The 17,642-nt window shown below is 46.0% G+C and carries 20 protein-coding genes; 18 read left to right on the top strand and 2 right to left on the bottom strand.

All coding sequences use genetic code 11. From position 1 onward, the window contains the following. The first annotated feature begins 75 nt into the window (after window positions 1–75). Together secA and prfB are read left to right on the top strand one after the other, a co-directional pair. Window positions 76–2,583 carry a preprotein translocase subunit SecA gene (secA, locus tag VP98_RS05790; protein ID WP_046174399.1) on the top strand — a complete coding sequence of 836 codons (2,508 nt, stop codon included), beginning with the start codon at window positions 76–78 and terminating at the stop codon, window positions 2,581–2,583. Window positions 2,584–2,636: 53 nt separating this feature from the next. Next, window positions 2,637–3,735 (top strand): peptide chain release factor 2 gene (gene prfB / locus VP98_RS05785; RefSeq protein ID WP_156151322.1). Its coding sequence is split into 2 segments (ribosomal slippage): window positions 2,637–2,708 and window positions 2,710–3,735, totalling 1,098 coding nucleotides; the frame shifts between segments, so codons are not numbered across the junction. 85 nt (window positions 3,736–3,820) lie between these two features. Here prfB and VP98_RS05780 read toward each other — a convergent pair. Further along, window positions 3,821–4,798 carry a M23 family metallopeptidase gene (locus VP98_RS05780; RefSeq protein WP_046174398.1) on the bottom strand — a complete coding sequence of 326 codons (978 nt, stop codon included), beginning with the start codon at window positions 4,796–4,798 and terminating at the stop codon, window positions 3,821–3,823. Window positions 4,799–4,931: 133 nt separating this feature from the next. On the opposite strand from VP98_RS05780, the gene VP98_RS05775 reads away from it, so the two are divergent. The 13 genes from VP98_RS05775 to VP98_RS05715 all read left to right on the top strand — a co-directional run bounded on the left by VP98_RS05775 (window position 4,932) and on the right by VP98_RS05715 (window position 14,887). Beyond that, on the top strand, window positions 4,932–5,135 hold the full coding sequence (locus VP98_RS05775; protein WP_046174397.1) for a DUF1657 domain-containing protein: 204 nt from the start codon (window positions 4,932–4,934) through the stop codon (window positions 5,133–5,135). A gap of 15 nt (window positions 5,136–5,150) precedes the next feature. Continuing rightward, window positions 5,151–5,630: a stage V sporulation protein AC gene (gene spoVAC, locus VP98_RS05770; protein WP_046174396.1), complete on the top strand. Its 480-nt coding sequence runs from the start codon at window positions 5,151–5,153 to the stop codon at window positions 5,628–5,630. Next, window positions 5,630–6,649: a stage V sporulation protein AD gene (gene spoVAD / locus VP98_RS05765; RefSeq protein WP_046174395.1), complete on the top strand. Its 1,020-nt coding sequence runs from the start codon at window positions 5,630–5,632 to the stop codon at window positions 6,647–6,649. The genes spoVAC and spoVAD overlap by 1 nt, the downstream gene beginning before the upstream one ends. Further along, complete coding sequence (locus tag VP98_RS05760; RefSeq protein ID WP_046174394.1) at window positions 6,646–6,852, top strand: DUF1657 domain-containing protein; 207 nt, start codon at window positions 6,646–6,648, stop codon at window positions 6,850–6,852. The genes spoVAD and VP98_RS05760 overlap by 4 nt, the downstream gene beginning before the upstream one ends. Before the next feature lie 18 nt (window positions 6,853–6,870). Then, the gene (locus VP98_RS05755) at window positions 6,871–7,731 is read left to right on the top strand and encodes a DUF421 domain-containing protein (RefSeq protein ID WP_046174393.1); all 861 of its coding nucleotides are present in this window, start codon (window positions 6,871–6,873) and stop codon (window positions 7,729–7,731) included. 77 nt (window positions 7,732–7,808) lie between these two features. Continuing rightward, the gene (gene cccB, locus VP98_RS05750) at window positions 7,809–8,159 is read left to right on the top strand and encodes a cytochrome c551 (RefSeq protein ID WP_046174392.1); all 351 of its coding nucleotides are present in this window, start codon (window positions 7,809–7,811) and stop codon (window positions 8,157–8,159) included. A gap of 283 nt (window positions 8,160–8,442) precedes the next feature. After that, complete coding sequence (ftsE, locus tag VP98_RS05745) at window positions 8,443–9,129, top strand: cell division ATP-binding protein FtsE (RefSeq protein ID WP_046174391.1); 687 nt, start codon at window positions 8,443–8,445, stop codon at window positions 9,127–9,129. After that, the gene (gene ftsX, locus VP98_RS05740; RefSeq protein WP_046174390.1) at window positions 9,119–10,003 is read left to right on the top strand and encodes a permease-like cell division protein FtsX; all 885 of its coding nucleotides are present in this window, start codon (window positions 9,119–9,121) and stop codon (window positions 10,001–10,003) included. The genes ftsE and ftsX overlap by 11 nt, the downstream gene beginning before the upstream one ends. A 36-nt stretch (window positions 10,004–10,039) precedes the next feature. Then, window positions 10,040–11,428, top strand: a complete 1,389-nt coding sequence (locus VP98_RS05735; protein ID WP_046174666.1) for a murein hydrolase activator EnvC family protein — start codon at window positions 10,040–10,042, stop codon at window positions 11,426–11,428. Window positions 11,429–11,552: 124 nt separating this feature from the next. Continuing rightward, complete coding sequence (locus tag VP98_RS18500) at window positions 11,553–11,663, top strand: YjcZ family sporulation protein (RefSeq protein ID WP_046174389.1); 111 nt, start codon at window positions 11,553–11,555, stop codon at window positions 11,661–11,663. Between the two features lie 192 nt (window positions 11,664–11,855). After that, on the top strand, window positions 11,856–12,395 hold the full coding sequence (locus VP98_RS05725) for a redoxin domain-containing protein (RefSeq protein ID WP_046174388.1): 540 nt from the start codon (window positions 11,856–11,858) through the stop codon (window positions 12,393–12,395). 76 nt (window positions 12,396–12,471) lie between these two features. Continuing rightward, complete coding sequence (locus tag VP98_RS05720; protein ID WP_046174387.1) at window positions 12,472–13,602, top strand: trans-sulfuration enzyme family protein; 1,131 nt, start codon at window positions 12,472–12,474, stop codon at window positions 13,600–13,602. Between the two features lie 91 nt (window positions 13,603–13,693). Then, entirely contained in the window at window positions 13,694–14,887 is a 1,194-nt protein-coding gene (locus VP98_RS05715; RefSeq protein WP_046174386.1) for a PDZ domain-containing protein, read from the top strand. Between the two features lie 129 nt (window positions 14,888–15,016). Here the strand turns inward: VP98_RS05715 and VP98_RS05710 are convergent, their stop codons facing one another. Further along, window positions 15,017–16,033: an STAS domain-containing protein gene (locus tag VP98_RS05710; protein WP_046174385.1), complete on the bottom strand. Its 1,017-nt coding sequence runs from the start codon at window positions 16,031–16,033 to the stop codon at window positions 15,017–15,019. Between the two features lie 228 nt (window positions 16,034–16,261). On the opposite strand from VP98_RS05710, the gene yhfH reads away from it, so the two are divergent. The 3 genes from yhfH to VP98_RS05700 all read left to right on the top strand — a co-directional run bounded on the left by yhfH (window position 16,262) and on the right by VP98_RS05700 (window position 17,541). Next, window positions 16,262–16,390 (top strand): protein YhfH, encoded by a 129-nt coding sequence (gene yhfH / locus VP98_RS18495; RefSeq protein WP_082087848.1) that lies wholly within the window; start codon window positions 16,262–16,264, stop codon window positions 16,388–16,390. Window positions 16,391–16,601: 211 nt separating this feature from the next. Then, a complete protein-coding gene (locus tag VP98_RS05705; protein WP_046174384.1) occupies window positions 16,602–17,240 on the top strand; it encodes a YfbR-like 5'-deoxynucleotidase in 639 nt (212 codons plus the stop codon). A gap of 64 nt (window positions 17,241–17,304) precedes the next feature. Further along, window positions 17,305–17,541, top strand: coding sequence for a CsbA family protein (locus VP98_RS05700; RefSeq protein WP_046174383.1), 237 nt, complete (start codon window positions 17,305–17,307; stop codon window positions 17,539–17,541). Window positions 17,542–17,642 lie beyond the last annotated feature (101 nt).

The raw sequence follows: 17,642 nt of genomic DNA, 5'->3' as shown, positions 1-17,642 counted from the left end.
TCCTTAGAAATGGTACTATTAAATAGGAAAAATGCGAAGGTTTCGCCCTGTTGAACCTGAAAAGGAGCGTTTTAAATGGGTTTATTAAATAAAGTATTTGATGCAAATAAAAAAGAAGTAAAAAAGCTTGAAAAAATGGCTGCAAAAGTAGAAGCGCTGGCTGATGAAACAGCGGCGCTTTCTGATGCGGCGTTAAAAGATAAAACGGAAGAGTTTAAGCAGCGGTACCAAAAAGGCGAGTCGCTGGATGATTTGCTGACGGAAGCATTCGCGGTTGTACGGGAAGCGGCAAAGCGCGTGCTTGGTCTTTATCCGTACCAGGTGCAGCTTATGGGGGGGATTGCCCTTCATGACGGCAACATTTCCGAAATGAAAACCGGTGAAGGGAAAACGCTGACGGCAACCATGCCGGTTTATTTAAACGCGCTTTCCGGCAAAGGGGTTCATGTTATCACGGTCAATGAATACCTGGCATCCCGCGATGCGGAAGAAATGGGCCGGCTTTATGAATTTCTCGGCCTGACGGTTGGGCTGAATTTAAACAGCCTGTCCAAAGAGCAGAAAAAAGAAGCCTATGAAGCAGATATTACGTACGGAACAAATAATGAGTTCGGCTTCGATTACCTGCGCGACAACATGGTGCTGTACAAAGAACATAAAGTGCAGCGGCCGCTTCACTATGCGGTTATTGATGAAGTCGATTCTATTTTGGTCGATGAAGCGCGCACGCCGCTTATTATTTCCGGCCAGGCGGCCAAATCCACGCAGCTGTACATTCATGCTTTTGCGTTTGTACGCACCTTAAAAGAGGAAGAAGATTTTACGGTTGATATTAAAACGAAAAACGTGCTTTTAACAGAAGAAGGGATGACGAAAGCGGAAAAAGCATTCGGCATTGAAAACCTGTTTGACTTAAAGCATGTTGGACTGAATCACCATATTACGCAGGCATTAAAGGCGCGCGTCACGATGCACCGTGATGTGGATTATGTGGTGCAGGACGGCGAAGTGGTTATTGTTGATCAGTTTACCGGCCGGTTAATGAAAGGGCGCCGCTATTCGGACGGGCTTCACCAGGCAATCGAAGCAAAAGAAGGCGTTCAGATTCAAAATGAAAGCATGACGATGGCCACAATCACCTTTCAGAACTATTTCCGGATGTATGAAAAGCTGTCAGGGATGACGGGTACAGCGAAAACGGAGGAAGAAGAATTCCGCAACATTTACAATATGCGGGTTATTGCGATTCCGACGAACCGCCCTATTGCCCGTGATGACCGCCCGGATTTAATTTATGCGTCGATGAACGGCAAGTTTATGGCTGTTGTAGAAGATATTCACGAGCGCCATCAGAAAAAACAGCCGGTTCTGGTCGGGACCGTTGCAATTGAAACGTCTGAGCTGATTTCTGCTCATTTAACAAAAAGAGGCGTTCCGCATAACGTATTGAATGCGAAAAACCATGAGCGCGAAGCGGAAATTATTCAAAATGCCGGACAGCCGGGCGCGGTGACAATCGCTACAAACATGGCCGGCCGCGGAACGGATATTAAACTCGGCGAGGGTGTCAAGGAATTGGGCGGTTTAGCCGTTATCGGCACAGAGCGCCATGAATCACGCCGGATTGACAACCAGCTTCGCGGACGTTCCGGGCGCCAGGGCGACCCGGGCGTAACACAGTTTTATTTGTCAATGGAAGATGAATTAATGCGCCGTTTCGGCTCGGATAATATGAAGTCGATGATGTCGAAGCTCGGCATGGATGATTCACAGCCTATTCAAAGCAAAATGGTTTCCCGTGCAGTAGAATCCGCACAGAAACGCGTAGAAGGAAATAACTTTGACGCACGGAAGCGGCTCCTTGAATATGATGATGTACTGCGCCAGCAGCGTGAGATTATTTACAAGCAGCGTGATGAAGTGCTTGAATCAGAAAACCTGCGCGGTATTTTAGAAGATATGGTCACAAAGTCGGTTGCGGGTATTATTGCAGCACATGCCAATGATGAAGATGCAGCCCAGCCGTTTAACGCGGACGGCATTGCCGAATCCGTGAATGCCAATCTGCTTGAAGAGGGTGCCGTTTCAGCGGATGAGCTTCGCGGCCAGAATCTGGATGCAATCAGCGGCTTGATTATGGAAAAAGTAACAGAGCGCTACAATGAGCGTGAAGAACAGCTCGGTGAAGAGCAAATGCGTGAATTTGAAAAAGTTGTACTGCTTCGTGCGGTTGATTCGAAATGGATTAACCATATCGATGCAATGGACCAGCTTCGCCAGGGTATTCATTTGCGTGCATACGGACAAATTGATCCGCTTCGCGAGTATCAAAATGAAGGCTTTGCGATGTTTGAGCAAATGGTTGCGGCGATAAACGAAGAAGCGTCCAAATATGTGATGAAAGCGGAAATCCGCAGCAACCTGGAACGCCAGGAAGTCGCAAAAGGCCAGGCGGTCAATCCAAAAGAAGAAGCGCCGAAAAAGAAAAAACCGCTTCGCAAAGCACCGGAAATCGGCCGCAATGAGCCCTGCCCGTGCGGAAGCGGCAAAAAGTATAAAAACTGTCACGGACTTCAAGAGTAAAAGGGCAATTAAAAGGCCCTGCTCTTTTATAAAATTAACCCGAGGTGGATCAGATGGAACTATTTGAAATTCGCAACACGCTTGACAATTCAGCCGAGAAATTGGCGGACTTCAGGGGGTCTCTTTGACTTAGAAAACAAAGAGGCACGAATGGCGGAACTTGAAGACCGCATGCTTGACCCTGATTTCTGGAATGACCAGCAGGGCGCACAGACGGTTATTAATGAGTCAAATGCGCTGAAGGAACTGGTGAATGAATATAAAGATCTTGTTGAAACACAGGAAAACCTGGAAATGACGCATGAGCTGTTAAAAGAAGAACATGACGCTGATCTGCATGAAGAGCTGTCGGGCGAAACGAAAGAATTTATGAAGCGCCTTGGAGACTTTGAGCTGCAGCTGCTGCTGAGTGAGCAGCACGATAAAAACAATGCCATTCTTGAACTGCATCCGGGCGCCGGCGGCACCGAGTCGCAGGACTGGGCATCCCTGCTGCTTCGCATGTATACACGCTGGGCGGAAAAGCGCGGCTTTAAAGTGGAAACGATCGATTACCTGCCGGGTGATGAAGCAGGTGTCAAGAGTGTCACACTGCTGATTAAAGGCCATAATGCATACGGCTACTTAAAAGCGGAAAAAGGTGTTCACCGCCTTGTGCGAATTTCACCGTTTGATTCATCAGGACGCCGCCATACGTCTTTTGTATCGTGTGAAGTAATGCCGGAATTCAATGAAGAAATTGAAATCGACATCCGCACCGAAGATTTGAAAATTGATACGTACCGGGCAAGCGGCGCCGGCGGCCAGCACATTAATACGACCGACTCGGCTGTCCGGATTACCCATATCCCGACAGGTGTGGTTGTCACATGCCAGACGGAGCGTTCACAGATTAAAAACCGCGAACACGCGATGAAAATGCTGAAAGGGAAGCTTTACCAGCGCCGTCTCGAGGAGCAGGAAGCAGAGCTTGCTGAAATTCGCGGCGAACAAAAAGAAATCGGCTGGGGAAGCCAGATTCGTTCATACGTTTTCCATCCATATTCTATGGTGAAAGATCACCGTACGAATGAAGAAACCGGAAACATTCAAGCGGTGATGGACGGCGACCTGGACGCCTTTATTAACGCGTATCTTCGTTCCCGCCTGTAAATAAAAAACGCTGTCTCAGCCGAGGCAGCGTTTTTGTTGATTTATAAGGGCGGAAAAACCGCAGCAGATAACGAAAAGCATGGATTTAATTCTCTTTCTGCCGTTCCGCCTGCTCCCAGTGGGAAAGAGACGGATAAGGATCAAACGCCCATTCATGACGGCCATTGTATTTATACATGCCGTAGTGAAGATGAGGCGGAAACTTGCCCGATGTTCCGGCTTTCCCATAGCCCGAGCTGCCGACGTAGCCGACAACAGTGCCGGGTTTCACAATCATGCCTTCTTCGATTCCTTTTTCAAAGCCCGACAGGTGGGCAAAGTAGTGGTATACATTGTGAATATCCCGAATGCCGACCCGCCAGCCGCCGTATTCATTCCAGCCCTTTATTTCAATGATCCCGTATGTGGTTGCCCGGACGGGGACACCATAGGAAGCAAACAAATCGGTTCCTTCATGCATGCGCCGTCCGCCCCAGCCGCGCTTATCGCCCCAGGTGCTTCGGTAGCTGAAATCATGTCCAAGCGGCAGCGGGAAAGCATGATCATCAAGCTCGATTGTGTCAAAACGGTGGTAAAGGGCCGCAATGGTCATAACCTGGTTAACGGTTTCGTCTTTCTTATAATAGCTTTTCAATGACTTCTTAATATCTTTTTCTGTGTAGCCGTTTTTCGTTAATACATGTGCCATCGTATAAAAAACATCATCCGGATCGTTCGGATCTGCTTTTCCATCACCGTCTCCATCCTGGCCCTGGCCGCCAAAAAAAGAAATAAGGGCGGGTCTTGTTGTTTTTTTCGCCGGATTCAGCTTGCCGGCCCAAAACGACCGTGAAAAGTGAATGGCGGCTGGCCCGTCTTTATCCGGAATATCGTCACGCACAGCCTGGATGTTTCGCTCGTATTGGTCGACAGCCGCCAGATAGTACCACGGCAGCGTAGTCATTCGTTCATTTTTTTCATAATAAGCCATCCGTTCATTCAGCTGCTGTTCTGCTGAAACGTGCACTGCACTGAAAAAATAAAGGATGAGGCATGCCACTGGCAGCCGGCTCCACTTGGACATTTACACCCCTCCGTTCTTTTACTTCCTTTATCGTACCCATCTCGATATAAACCTTTCCTGTTACTTGCTGGATGAATAAATATGGCTTTTTTCTGCCACGCTACAACTGTTTAAAGAAAAGGAGGAAGAAGCCATGACGGTTATTAGCGATGTGAAGAAAACAATGGCCAGCCTTAAAACCGTACAGGCCAGTTTTGAAACTTTTTCCCTCAGTACAAAAAACCAGCAGGCAAAAAAGCTATACGAGGACGCGGCCAGGCAGACACAGATGATTATTGACCAATTGGGCCCGCGTATTGAACAAATGATGCAGGAAGAGCCGCAATATCAACAATGACAAGGATGAGACAATATGGCGAACAATAAAAAAAAGAACCAGTCTTCCGCCCAGCAGGAATACCAGGCATTGCAAAAAAAGCGTGAAACGAAGCGGCCGGTGCTTCAAAACTGTATAAAAGCTTTTCTTATTGGCGGCTTGATTTGTGCAGTGGGCCAGGCGGTGCAGTACTTTTTTATTTACTTTTTTAACTTTACCGAGCAGACAGCCGGCAATCCCACAGCCGGCACCATGATTTTTATTGCGATGCTGCTGACCGGGTTCGGTGTATATGACCGCATTGCCCAGTTTGCGGGTGCGGGCTCTGCTGTCCCGCTGACCGGATTCGGCAATGCTGTTATTTCAGCTGCTATTGAGCACCGGACCGAAGGATTTGTCCTGGGTGTTGGCGGCAATATGTTTAAACTGGCCGGTTCAGTTATTTTATTTGGAGTATTCTCTGCTTTTATCGTGGCAACCATTAAAACATTATTGACGCAGTGGGGTGGCTTTTAATGCTGGCTGGACATCGTACATGGGAATTTGACCGCAAACCAGTCATACTGGCAGCAGGAACAGTCGGAGGGCCCTTTGAAGCAGCGGGCATGCTGTCGGACGATTTTGATATTCTTCATGAGGATTTATGGATTGGACAGGACTCGTATGAAAAAGCGCACCGGCTTTTATTTGAGGAAGCATGCACCAAAGCAATCGAAAAAGGCGGGCTTCAAAAAGAGCAGGTGCAGTTTATTCTAGGGGGCGACCTTATTAACCAGATTACCCCGACGAGCCTTGCCTGCCGGACAATCGGCGCTCCGTATCTTGGCTTGTTCGGCGCCTGCTCGACATCTATGGAGGGGCTTGCCCTTGCTGCCATGATCATTAACGGGCAGGGAGCGAAGTATGTGCTGACCGGCGCATCAAGCCATAATGCGGCTGTTGAAAAGCAGTTCCGGTATCCGACTGAGTATGGCGGGCAAAAGCCGCCGACATCGCAGTGGACCATAACCGGGGCAGGAGCGGCACTGTTAAGCAGTGAAGGAAGCGGGCCGCGTGTAACTTCCGCTACAATCGGGCGCGTCATCGACCTGGGCTTAACGGATCCCTTCAACATGGGCGGGGCGATGGCGCCGGCGGCCGTAGACACAATTGAAGCTCATTTGACAGATCGAAATATTGATCCGTCTTACTATGATTTGATTGTTACCGGGGATCTGGGTGAAATCGGGCATAATATTTCACTCGACTTGTTTGAAAAAAACAATACCCCTATCCAGAACACTGAATATAAAGACTGCGGAGTTATGATTTACCGAAAAGGCCAGCCGGTTTTCTCGGGCGGAAGTGGTGCAGGCTGTTCAGCCGTTGTAGCATATGGACATTTATTAAATCAAATGCAAAAAGGGGAAATAAAACGGATGCTTGTGGTCGCCACGGGCGCTCTTTTATCGCCGCTTACGTATCAGCAGAAAGAAAGCATTCCTTGTATTGCCCACGCTGTATCCATTGAAGCAGAAGGAGAGGAATCAGCATGACAGTTGCAGCAGAAGTGAAACAGTGTCTTGCCAGCTTGAGGAGTATTGAAGCGAGTCTTTCGTCGCTTGCCATTCTGTCACAGGATGACAAAGCACGCCAGACAATTCATGAAGCGATGATGACGGTCAGTGAAACAGCAGCGGATGTGCAAAAACGGGCCGGGGAACTGGAACGGGAAGAAGCACAGTATCAAAGATATTAACCGGCAGGAGGTGGCGCCGTGCCAGAGTGGTTTGAAGTAGCGCTGCGCGGATTGCTGTTTTTAGGTGTATTATTTATTATGACAAAAATTCTCGGAAAAAAGCAGCTGTCTCAGCTGTCTTTTTTTGAATATGTAGCGGGCATTACAATCGGAAGCATTGGAGCAGAAGTCGTAACGGGCCTCGACCGTAATATTTTTCATGGGGTGGTCGGCATCATCGTCTTTACGCTGGTTCCATTCCTGGTTGCCGTGTTATCAATGAAAAGCAAAAAGTTCCGTACGCTGGTTGAAGGAGAAGGGGTTCCTTTCATTCAAAACGGAAAAGTCCTGGAAGATAATTTAAAGAAAGAACGGTATTCAACGGATGAATTGCTGGAGCTTCTTCGGAAAAAAGATGTATTCCGGGTGGCCGATGTGGAATTTGCGGTGCTAGAGGCAACGGGTGATTTAAGTGTAATGCTGAAAAAAGAACATCAGCCGTTAACCCCGAATATGCTTGGTGTAACTGTTGCTCCGGTTAAGGAGCCGCAGACAGTCATTATGGATGGAAAGGTGCTGGATGAGCCGCTTGCTTCGATGAACCTGAACCGTGGGTGGCTGAAAGGCGAACTTGATAAAATCGGTGTGACTATTGAAAATGTGTTTCTCGGACAGGTGGATTCATCAGGGCAGCTGACGGTTGACTTATTTAACGATAAGCTTCAGGTTCCTCCACCTCAGGAAAAACCGATGCTGCTGGCGGCAATGAAAAAATGCCAGGCGGATTTAGAATTATTTGCCCTCGCAACAGAAGCGGAAGAAGCAAAAGCAATGTACGCAAAAAACAGTGAAAAGCTGAAAAAAACGATTGAGCAGGTTACTCCTTTTTTAAAAAGCTAGTCCGGCGTTTTTTTTCAACGGACAAAATCTGATATACTAATGGTAGATTTCATTCAGCTAAAGAGGGGGACCACCAGATGGAATGGAAAAAGTCATTGCTGGCACTCTTGCTTGGCTCGTCAGTCGCACTGGCAGCATGCGGCGGCGGGGAAGAAGAAAATGCAGCGAATGATGCACCGGCTTCTGATGAGGGCACAGAAGAAACAGCCGCTTCCGCCGGTGAAGAAGTATATCAGCAAAACTGCTTAAGCTGCCATGGCGGCAATCTTGAAGGCTCATTTGGGCCGGCACTTGATAAAATTGGATCTGAACTCAGTGAAGAAGGAATTTTAAGCGTTATTGAAAACGGACAGGGGCAAATGCCGCCAAACATAGTGGAAGGCGAAGACGCGCAGGCTGTTGCCGCCTGGCTGGCAGAAAAAAAATAATCTTGTAAAAAAAGCGGGCATGCTTGCCTGCTTTTTTTTGTATAAAACCTGTTCTTTTTCACTTTTTTTACATAAACTGAACATATTGGTTTATTATGAAGGACGGTACAGCAGCTAAAGAAGCTGGCAAAACGGGTTTAAAAATGTCACGAATATGTTACGCCCTGACATGATTCTGTAACACATTTTTTTCATTGTGACAAAACAAAGAATGCTATAATGTTTTCTGTGCAATAAAATCGGGTAAATAAGACGCCTGAATTGGAAGAAACAAGGTGATGCAATGATAGATATGCAAGGCGTGACAAAAAAATACCCAAACGGGGTCACAGCGCTGTCAGGCGTGAATGTCACGATAAAACAGGGTGAGTTCGTGTATATTGTCGGTCCAAGCGGCGCCGGCAAATCAACATTTATTAAATTAATTTATCGTGAAGAAAAACCGTCCAGCGGTACTGTTATGGTAGGCGGGATCAATACCGCTTCTCTTAAGCAGCGGCTGGTTCCAGCGCTGCGACGCAAAGTAGGGGTCGTGTTTCAGGATTTTAAGCTTCTGCCGCTTTTGAATATTTACGAGAATGTGGCTTTTGCGCTTGAAGTAATTGAAGAAGACCCGGCTGTTATCCGTAAACGAGTCATGGAAGTACTCGATTTAGTAGGGTTAAAGCATAAAGCGCGCATGCTGCCGACAGAGTTATCCGGCGGTGAACAGCAGCGTATTGCCATTGCCCGGTCCATTGTCAATAACCCGAAAGTGGTAATTGCGGATGAGCCAACCGGCAATTTGGATCCGGATACATCGTGGGATATTATGCGGCTGTTTGAGACAATTAATGAGCGGGGAACCACCATTGTCATGGCGACCCACAATAAAGATATTGTCAATACGATTCGCCGCCGGGTGATTGCCATTGAAAATGGGCGGATTGTCCGCGATGAACTGCGGGGTGAGTACGGATATGAAGCCTAGAACGCTGCGCCGCCATTTCAGAGAGAGCTTTAAAAATCTCCGCCGCAACGGCTGGATGACCTTTGCATCCGTATCTGCTGTTACAGTGACGCTTATGTTAACAGGTATTTTCCTTGTTATCATGCTTAATTTAAATAAAATCGGCACCGATATTGAAAATGATGTAGAAGTGCGTGTTCATGTGAAGCTGGAGACGACAGAAGCGGAGAAGGATCAGCTGAAGGCCCAAATTGAAAACCTCCCCGAGGTAGAAGGCGTCGAATATTCCTCCAAGGAACAGGAGCTGCAAAATCTGATCAACGATATGGGCAGCGACTATACTTTGTTTGAACAAAGCAATCCGCTGTACGATGTGTTTATTGTGAAAACAGCTCGCCCTCAGGATACACCGGATGCGGCCCGGAAAATTGAGCAGTTTTCCCAGACAGAAAAAGCGGTGTATGGAGAAGGAAAAGTCGAAAATTTATTCAGCTTTATGAAAACAGCCCGCAATATCGGAATGATTCTGGTAGCCGGCCTTTTATTTACAGCTATGTTTTTAATCTCGAATACAATTAAAATCACTATTTTTGCCCGCCGGAAAGAAATTGAAATTATGAAGCTCGTCGGTGCAACAAACTGGTTTATTCGCTGGCCGTTTTTACTGGAAGGATTGTGGATCGGATTGCTTGGCTCTATTATCCCGATTGCCGCCATTGCAGTCGGCTATTACTATGCGGAGCAGGAAGCTTCAGAGAGGTTTGCTTCTCATTTTATTGACTTTATCGGCTACATTCCACTGATAGTGCCAGTGACGCTTCTTATGCTTGTTATTGCTGTTTTTATTGGCATTTGGGGCAGCTTTATTTCAGTCAGACGCTTTTTGAATGTATAAAGGAAAATAGATACAGGGATGAGAGGGATGGATCAGTTGAAAAAACGTTCTTATATGGCGCTTGCAGTAGCAGCGTCACTTGGATTTAGTTTTACAGGGGGGGCTTCCGCAGAGAGCTTATCTGACCTTCAAAAGCGCCAGCAGGAAATTCAATCGCAAAAGTCCGGGTTAGAAACGGACATTACTGAGAAAGAACAAACGATTACTGACCTTCAGAAGCAGCAGGACAGCGTAACAGCTGAAATCCGCAAGCTTGACGGCGCGATTACGGAATCGGAAGCGAAAATTAGAAAAAAAGAAAACGAGATTGCCGAAACAAAAGCAGAGATTGAAAGGCTTCAAGCGGAAATCGAAGAATTGAAGATTCGAATCGAAGAGCGTACCGTTGTATTAGAAGACCGTGCCCGTTCGATTCAGCAAAGCGGCGGCTCGGCGAGCTATCTTGATGTGTTGCTTGGCGCAGAAAGCTTTAGCGATTTTATTAACCGCGCTACAGCTGTAACAACAATCGTCAATGCAGATAAAGAGATTTTGCAGGAGCAGGAAAACGACAAAAAGCAGCTTGAAGCAAACGAACAGGAAGTAAAAGAAAAGCTTGCGAGTTTGGAAGAGATGCTTGCAGAGTTAGAAGAAATAAAAGCAGAGCTTGAGCAGCAGCGCACGGCCAAAAATGAGGTAATGAAAGGCCTTGTGGCTGATGAAGAGGAAGCTCACGACCACAAGCTGAGCCTTGAAGAAGAGCAAAGCCTGCTCGCTTCACAGGAAGCAGCCATTCAAGCGGCCATTCAGGCAGAGAAAGAGCGCATAGCCGAGCAGGAGCGCCTGGCGGCTGAAGCAGCGAAAAGAAAAGCCGAGCAGGAAGCCGCGGCAAAAGCAGCCGCCGCTGCAGCAAAAGCTGAAGCCGAAAAAGCAGCAAAACAGCCAAGCGAATCAAAAGCGGCAGCACCGGCTGTTCAAGAAGAAGCGACTGACTCACAGTCTTCAAACTCAGAGCCGGCTGTCCATTCAACGGCAGCACCGTCTGATTCAGGCGGTATGTTCATGCGGCCGGCACAGGGAACATTTACTTCGGGATTTGGCCAGCGCTCATTGGGGGACCATAAAGGAGTCGATATTGCCAATAGTGCAAGTGTGCCGATTGTGGCGGCGGCAGATGGGGTAGTCAGCCGTTCTTATTATTCGGACACGTACGGAAATGCGATTTTTATTTCCCACTCGATTAACGGGAAAGTTTATACAACCGTATATGCTCATATGTCAGAGCGTCTTGTAAATGGCGGAAGTGTATCGAAAGGCCAGACAATCGGCTACATGGGCAATACAGGCCGCTCGTATGGCCAGCATCTTCATTTTGAAATTCATGAAGGCCCGTGGACGCTTGGAAAAGAAAATGCCGTAGACCCGGCCAGCTATATTAGCTTTTAAATGAGAAGTGTCTGTCCACTGTTTCCATGGGCAGACACTTTTTTCTTTGTATAGGCGGCATGCTCTTCCGTCTTTTTTCTTCCTGCATACGCTGTAAGTGTAACGAGCAAGGAGGTGGATTAGCATGAGCGAATACAAAGGTAACGGTGGCTACGGCAGCGGCTTCGCGTTGGTAGTCGTATTGTTCATTTTGCTTATCATCGTAGGCGCCGCTTATATCGGCTGGGGCTATTAATGAAAGAAAAGCCGCTGTATAAGCGGCTTTTTTTGTTTTATACCCGGCTATGTATATAATGAACAGAAGGCAATCATATGCTATGATAGAAAAGAAAAAGTAAAGGGAAAGCATGCCGATATTTGAGCTTTGCAGAGACAGGCAGTCTGGGCCGGCAGCAGCTTATCTTGGTCATTTGGAGGAAAAAAATATATGGGCAAAAAGTGGTTTGGCATCTTGCTGCTTGCTTTGTTGATTGGAATCGCCGGCTTTAATTTGTACGATGACCGTAAAGAGGTCATAGATATTGGCGAAACGGGCATAGCAGTGAATGATGACCAAAATGGAATCGCAGTCGGCAGCCAGGCACCGGACTTCTTGGTGCAAAGAATGGATGGAAAAGAAGTGAGGTTGTCCGATTACAAAGGGAAAAAAGTATTTTTAAACTTCTGGGCAACCTGGTGTCCGCCGTGTAAGCAGGAAATGCCGCATATGCAGTCCTTTTATGAAGAGAATGAAGGGAAGGCTGAAATTTTAGCGGTCAATTTAGAGGAAAGCAAGACGAAAGCAAAAGATTTTGCGGATCAATATCATTTAACTTTTCCTGTTTTAATGGACAAAAACGGGGAAGTGGCGGAAAAATATGAAATCTACACCATGCCGACGACTTATGTGCTGAATGAAGATGGAACAGTGTATCAAAAAATCGTTGGGCCAATGGATGAGAAGATGATGAAGGATCTGATCAAGTAATCCGCCTCCCAACAGGCGGATTTGTTTTTGGTCAATTTTCGGAATATAATGAACATGTGAAAAGGAGTGAAGAACGATGGATTCATTTAATACAAAAGCAGTACATGGCGAGAAGCTGCCGAAATTTATTCAAAGCAAAGTAACGCCGATTTATCAAACCTCGGTGTTTTCATTTGACAGTTTAGAAGAAATGGAGGGCTACTATAACGGTGAGTCCCCATACTTATATACGCGTACGGGCAACCCGAACTCGGATGAACTGGCGAATGTAACCTCCCGTCTTGAAGGGGCGCCGGCTGGCGTTGCAGCATCTTCAGGGCTCGGTGCCATTATGGCTGCCGTGCTTGCTGTTGCAAAAAATGGAGATCATATTCTGGCTGCCCGGGACGTGTACGGGGGCACGTTTTATATGCTGAAGGAAGAATTGGCGCGTATGGGCATTGAAACGTCTTTTGTTGACTTTGAAGATCAAGAAGCTGTTGAAGCAGCTATCCGCCCGGAAACAGTGATTTTATACACGGAATCCATTACAAATCCATTTTTGCGTGTGGAAAATCTTGAAAAAATGGCTGATCTGGCAAAGCAAAAGAAATTGGTTTTTATTGTAGATAATACCTTTGCCACGCCGTTTCTAGTTAAGCCTTATGAATTTGGTGCTGATATGGTCGTTCATTCCGCGACAAAATATATCGGCGGGCACAGCGATGTTTCAGCGGGAGTAGTCGTTGGAAAGAAGGAATACATAGCTGCCGCGCGCAGCCGCGTAGTCAATATTGGCTTAAATTTAAGCCCGTTTGAATCATGGCTTGCCTGCCGGGGCGCAAAAACGCTCGGGCTGCGGATGGAGCGCCAGTCTGCAAATGCACAAAAGGTTTCAGAATGGCTCCGCATGCAGCCAAAGGTGAAGGATGTCTTTTATCCAAAAGGCGTTTCTGAAAAAGGCAACGGCGCCATTGTAACAATTCATCTGGCGGATCATACAGATGAAGCGGCTTTTTTCCGCTCACTTGGCTGGATTCAAATTGTTCCTTCACTGGCGGGTGTTGAAACAACGGTTTCCTGGCCTTTCGGTACATCACATCGTTCTCTGAACGCTGAAGAAAAAGCAGCAGTTGGCGTTTCTGAAAAAACGGTCCGCATTTCCATTGGGATCGAGGAAGCTGACGATATTATTGGGGAGCTTGAAAAAGCGCTCGCCAAAGCGTAACGAAAAAGAGCCGTAAGTCTGTTAACGATTGCGCAGGCTTTCTGATACAATAAAGAGAAAGACTTTTGTGCAATGCTCTGGAGGGACTTTTATGGCTTTGGACTGGTTAACGCAGCTCGCAATTGCTGCAGGGAAATTATTTCTTCATCCGATCTTTTATTTTTCATTTGTCTTGGCTTTTGTGGTGGGCATGTTTCGCGTCACGCGTGAACGCAAGGATTTTGGTACGCGTGTATATGATATATATCAAGAAATTCGATTTATTCTGCCATCCAGCCTGGCGGTCGGGTTAGTTCTGTCAGTCATTGCCCTGCTGCTGGGACTGGCGATTCCGGCTGACCTGCTGAGTTTTATTGCGGCTCTGCTTATTATTTTCAGTATCGGGGGCTTTTTTCTTCTGTCACCGGCCTGGACACTCGCGGCATCCTACGGTGTATTTTTGCTGTCGGAGCAGCTCGGTTATTCGTTTATATCATATGAATCTATGAACAGAAATGCCATCTTGACGATTTTGGCTGTTCTAACCGCACTCCTTGTGATAGCGGAAGGCATCCTTATCCGAAAGCGCGGCTATCAGGGAACATCCCCGCGTATCGAAACAAGCAAGCGGGGGCTGAAAACGGCCGTGCATCTTGCCCGGCGCCTCTGGCTCATTCCTGTATTTTTACCGGTGCCGGCAGATGGTCCTCTTACGGCATTTGCGGATTGGTGGCCTGTTATTCCTCTTGGAGCAGAAGGCTATTCTCTTATTTGGTTTCCTTTTTTAATAGGATTCTCCATGGTCGTCCGCAGTACGCTGCCGTCGCTTGCGGTACAGGCAACGGGAAAAAGTGTTATTTGGGCAGGAATGCTTACGCTGGCCATTGCTGCCGGCTCTTATTGGATGTGGCAGCTGTCAGCTGCTGCCGTCGGTTTTGCCGCTGTTGCTCGAGTTGCTATTATCCGCCGCCATTACAGCTACGAAATACACCGCCCCTATTTCTTCACTACGCAGTCCAAAGGGGTTATGATCGTAGGCGTACTGCCCGGAGCTCCTGCCCGGAAAATGGGGCTTGAAATTGGCGAAATTGTCACGAAGGTAAACGGGATACCGGTGCAGACAGAATCTGAATTTTATAAAGCGCTGCAGAAAAACGCGGCATACTGCAAGCTTGAAGTAATAGGCACAAACGGCCAGCTGCGTTTTACACAGGGTTCAATCTATGAAAATGAACACCACGAACTCGGCCTATTGTTTGCACCTGAAGAAAAAGAGTATTTAGATGACTCCGTGTTTTCCGACTGACGGTTCGATTTGTAAAACTATGAAACATTCTCTTTAAAGAGAGTGTTTTTTTTTTTGCTTACGCTCATTTGAAAAAGCCGGAGCAAGATCCGGCTTTTTTGCTCAATAAGAGATATTTCTGATCAACGGCTACACAATCCTCTTTCCGCTTTTTCCTAATGCATAGTAAATGCCATGCTGAAGCGTTTGCAGGCATTCGAATCTTCTTAAATTAGGCAGTGTTTGAGTAATAATTACTGCCAGTTCCGCTGAAATTCCCACTAAAATCACTTCTGTACCAAACAGGCTGGCACTCGCCCCTAATTTGTCAATTAAGTCGGCCGTATGTTCAGAAAGGTCTTTATTCAGCCCGGTTAAATCCAATAAAAGATAATTCGCTTGATATTTCGGCAGCCTGCTTAGTGTATTGGCAAGCAAATCCCCTGTTCGTTCCATATCGTATTTCCCAATTAAGGGAAGAACCACAATGCCATCAAGAACAGGAATCAACGGTGAAGAAAGTTCTTTAACCAGCTCCTGTAATATCTTTGTTTTTTCTTCTACTAAGATTTCAAGCCGCTGAATTTGTTCCGCTTCCTGCTTGCGGGCCAGTTTGTGAATATTTTGCTGGATAGTCACAGCCGCTGGAAAGTATTCAACGATGCTGTATGGATTTTCTTTGCTCTGGTTCTGGATCATCTTATACCAATAGTTTTGGCCAAATAAGCCATTAAACACTCCTGCATAGTGGGAAGGCACAAAAACCCCTTCTGTTTTCTGGCCATCCAGCTGGTTCATTTTGTATTCCCAGTCATCTTGAATGCGCAAAACAAACGAATTTTTTTCTTTATCCATTTCTTTAATTTGGACTTTGCCCCAGCCGGCAGCTGCGTAAGTGCTGTAGAGCCATTCAGCAACATTTGAAGTGTCGATGTTTTTCATTTCCCGAAATCCTTCACCAACGATTATTCCCTGGCGGTAACCCGTTGTTTCAAGAACAAGATTTGCCGCTTCCAGCCCTGAAATTTCTTTAATGGTATTAAAAAAGGTTTTCATGGCAGAAATCCAAAAAAAGACAACGTCTCCTCCTTCAAATAGAACGTTTCCTGTGTCTAGATCCCATTTTAATTCTATCCCGCCAACGGTGATGTCTGTTTGTTTTATCATTCTCGTTTCTCCTCTTTTAGTAAAATAATCATTTTATTATACAGGATAATTTTTGAAAATTCAGTCGGGTTATGTAACCCTCAATATCATTCTGTGCCAGCCGGAGCCGGGTATATTCTTTAATAAGATTTTTTAAAAATATTATATAACAGATGTTGACTTATTAAATCTGTTATAATACAATGAATTCACCAGCAGGATAATAAAAAATTAAAGGAGGAAATAACAATGATGCCTTTAGAATTTTATCGCAATATCCCTAAGAAAGAGTGCTCGCAGTGCGGTGCGCAAATAACGGAGCAGCATGAATCCTATCACAGCGAGTGTGAACGCTGCTTAAGCAAAGTAGAGGAGTAACTGAAATTGAATGATATAGCCGAACTTATCTGAAAAATCCGTCTGTTTGTCCTACAACAGAGCGGATTTTTCTTTTTTTTCTGCTAATTTGTCGATACAATAGCTTATACAATAATCTTCAATGATGCGGGTATGTTTCTTGTGAAAGAAAAGACAAGCATAGGAGGCGCATGTTCTGGAAGATGATCATTAAACAAGAAGGAGTGAAGATATGGGGGTTCATACATATTTTAAAACATTGTCAGATCTTGAACATTTATACCGGCTGCCGGGGAAGTTTAAATTCCAGTCCCACAATGTTGCAGCTCATTCATTCAAGGTAACGAAAATTGCTCAATTCCTGGGAACAGTCGAGGAAATGAACGGTGAAAAAGTAAACTGGCGTGCGCTGTATGAAAAAGCACTTAATCACGACTATGCAGAATTATTTACGGGTGATATTAAAACGCCGGTCAAGTATGCGACAGTTGAATTAAAAGAGCTTTTTTCACAGGTGGAGGAAAAAATGGCCCGCCGCTTTATTGAAGCAGAGTTCCCGCCGGAATTTCATGAAGCATACTTCCGCCGTTTAAAGGAAGGGAAAGACAGTACGCTTGAAGGCAGAATTTTATCTGTGGCAGACAAAGTAGATTTATTATACGAGGCATACGGCGAAATTCTAAAGCGCAATCCTGATCCGCTTTTCTTCGAAATTTATGAAGAAGCATTAAACACCATTTTAAAATTCCAGCAATTGCATTGTGTACAATACTTTATTAATCATATTATGCCGGATATGCTGGCAGAAAAATTCATGCCGCACAGCGAGCTGCGGGATTTAACCGAGCGGATTATCAGCCGTTCAGAATAAAATGCAGCCTTTTCGAATAAAAGAAAATCCAGTATGATAAAAGAAAACAATTAGGAGGAAGATGATGGTTGATAAGATGATTCTGGCGCTGTTTATGCCTGCTTTGCTTGTGCTGCTTTTTTCCCGCGTAACATACAACCAGTTTCTCGGTCTTATTTTAACGGTCGCACTTATTGCCGCATCCGCCTATAAGGGATACACCCATACATGGAATATCATTATTATTGATGCTTTTTCGCTGACAGTCGGCCTCTGGTTATCAAACCGGATGATGAAGCGGCTGAAAGTAAAGCTTAATTAACACCGAAATAAAATTCGGTGTTTTTTTGTGCTGCTTTAAAAAAGGGAATCGTTTATTTACCGATGCTGAATGTAAAGAAAGTCTGACATATCGCACGGTCC

Source organism: Domibacillus indicus (assembly GCF_000970685.1).
Lineage (GTDB): Bacteria > Bacillota > Bacilli > Bacillales > Domibacillaceae > Domibacillus > Domibacillus indicus.
The sequence above is the reverse complement of the archived record's forward strand: the minus strand, read 5'-3'. Positions and strand labels throughout refer to the sequence as shown.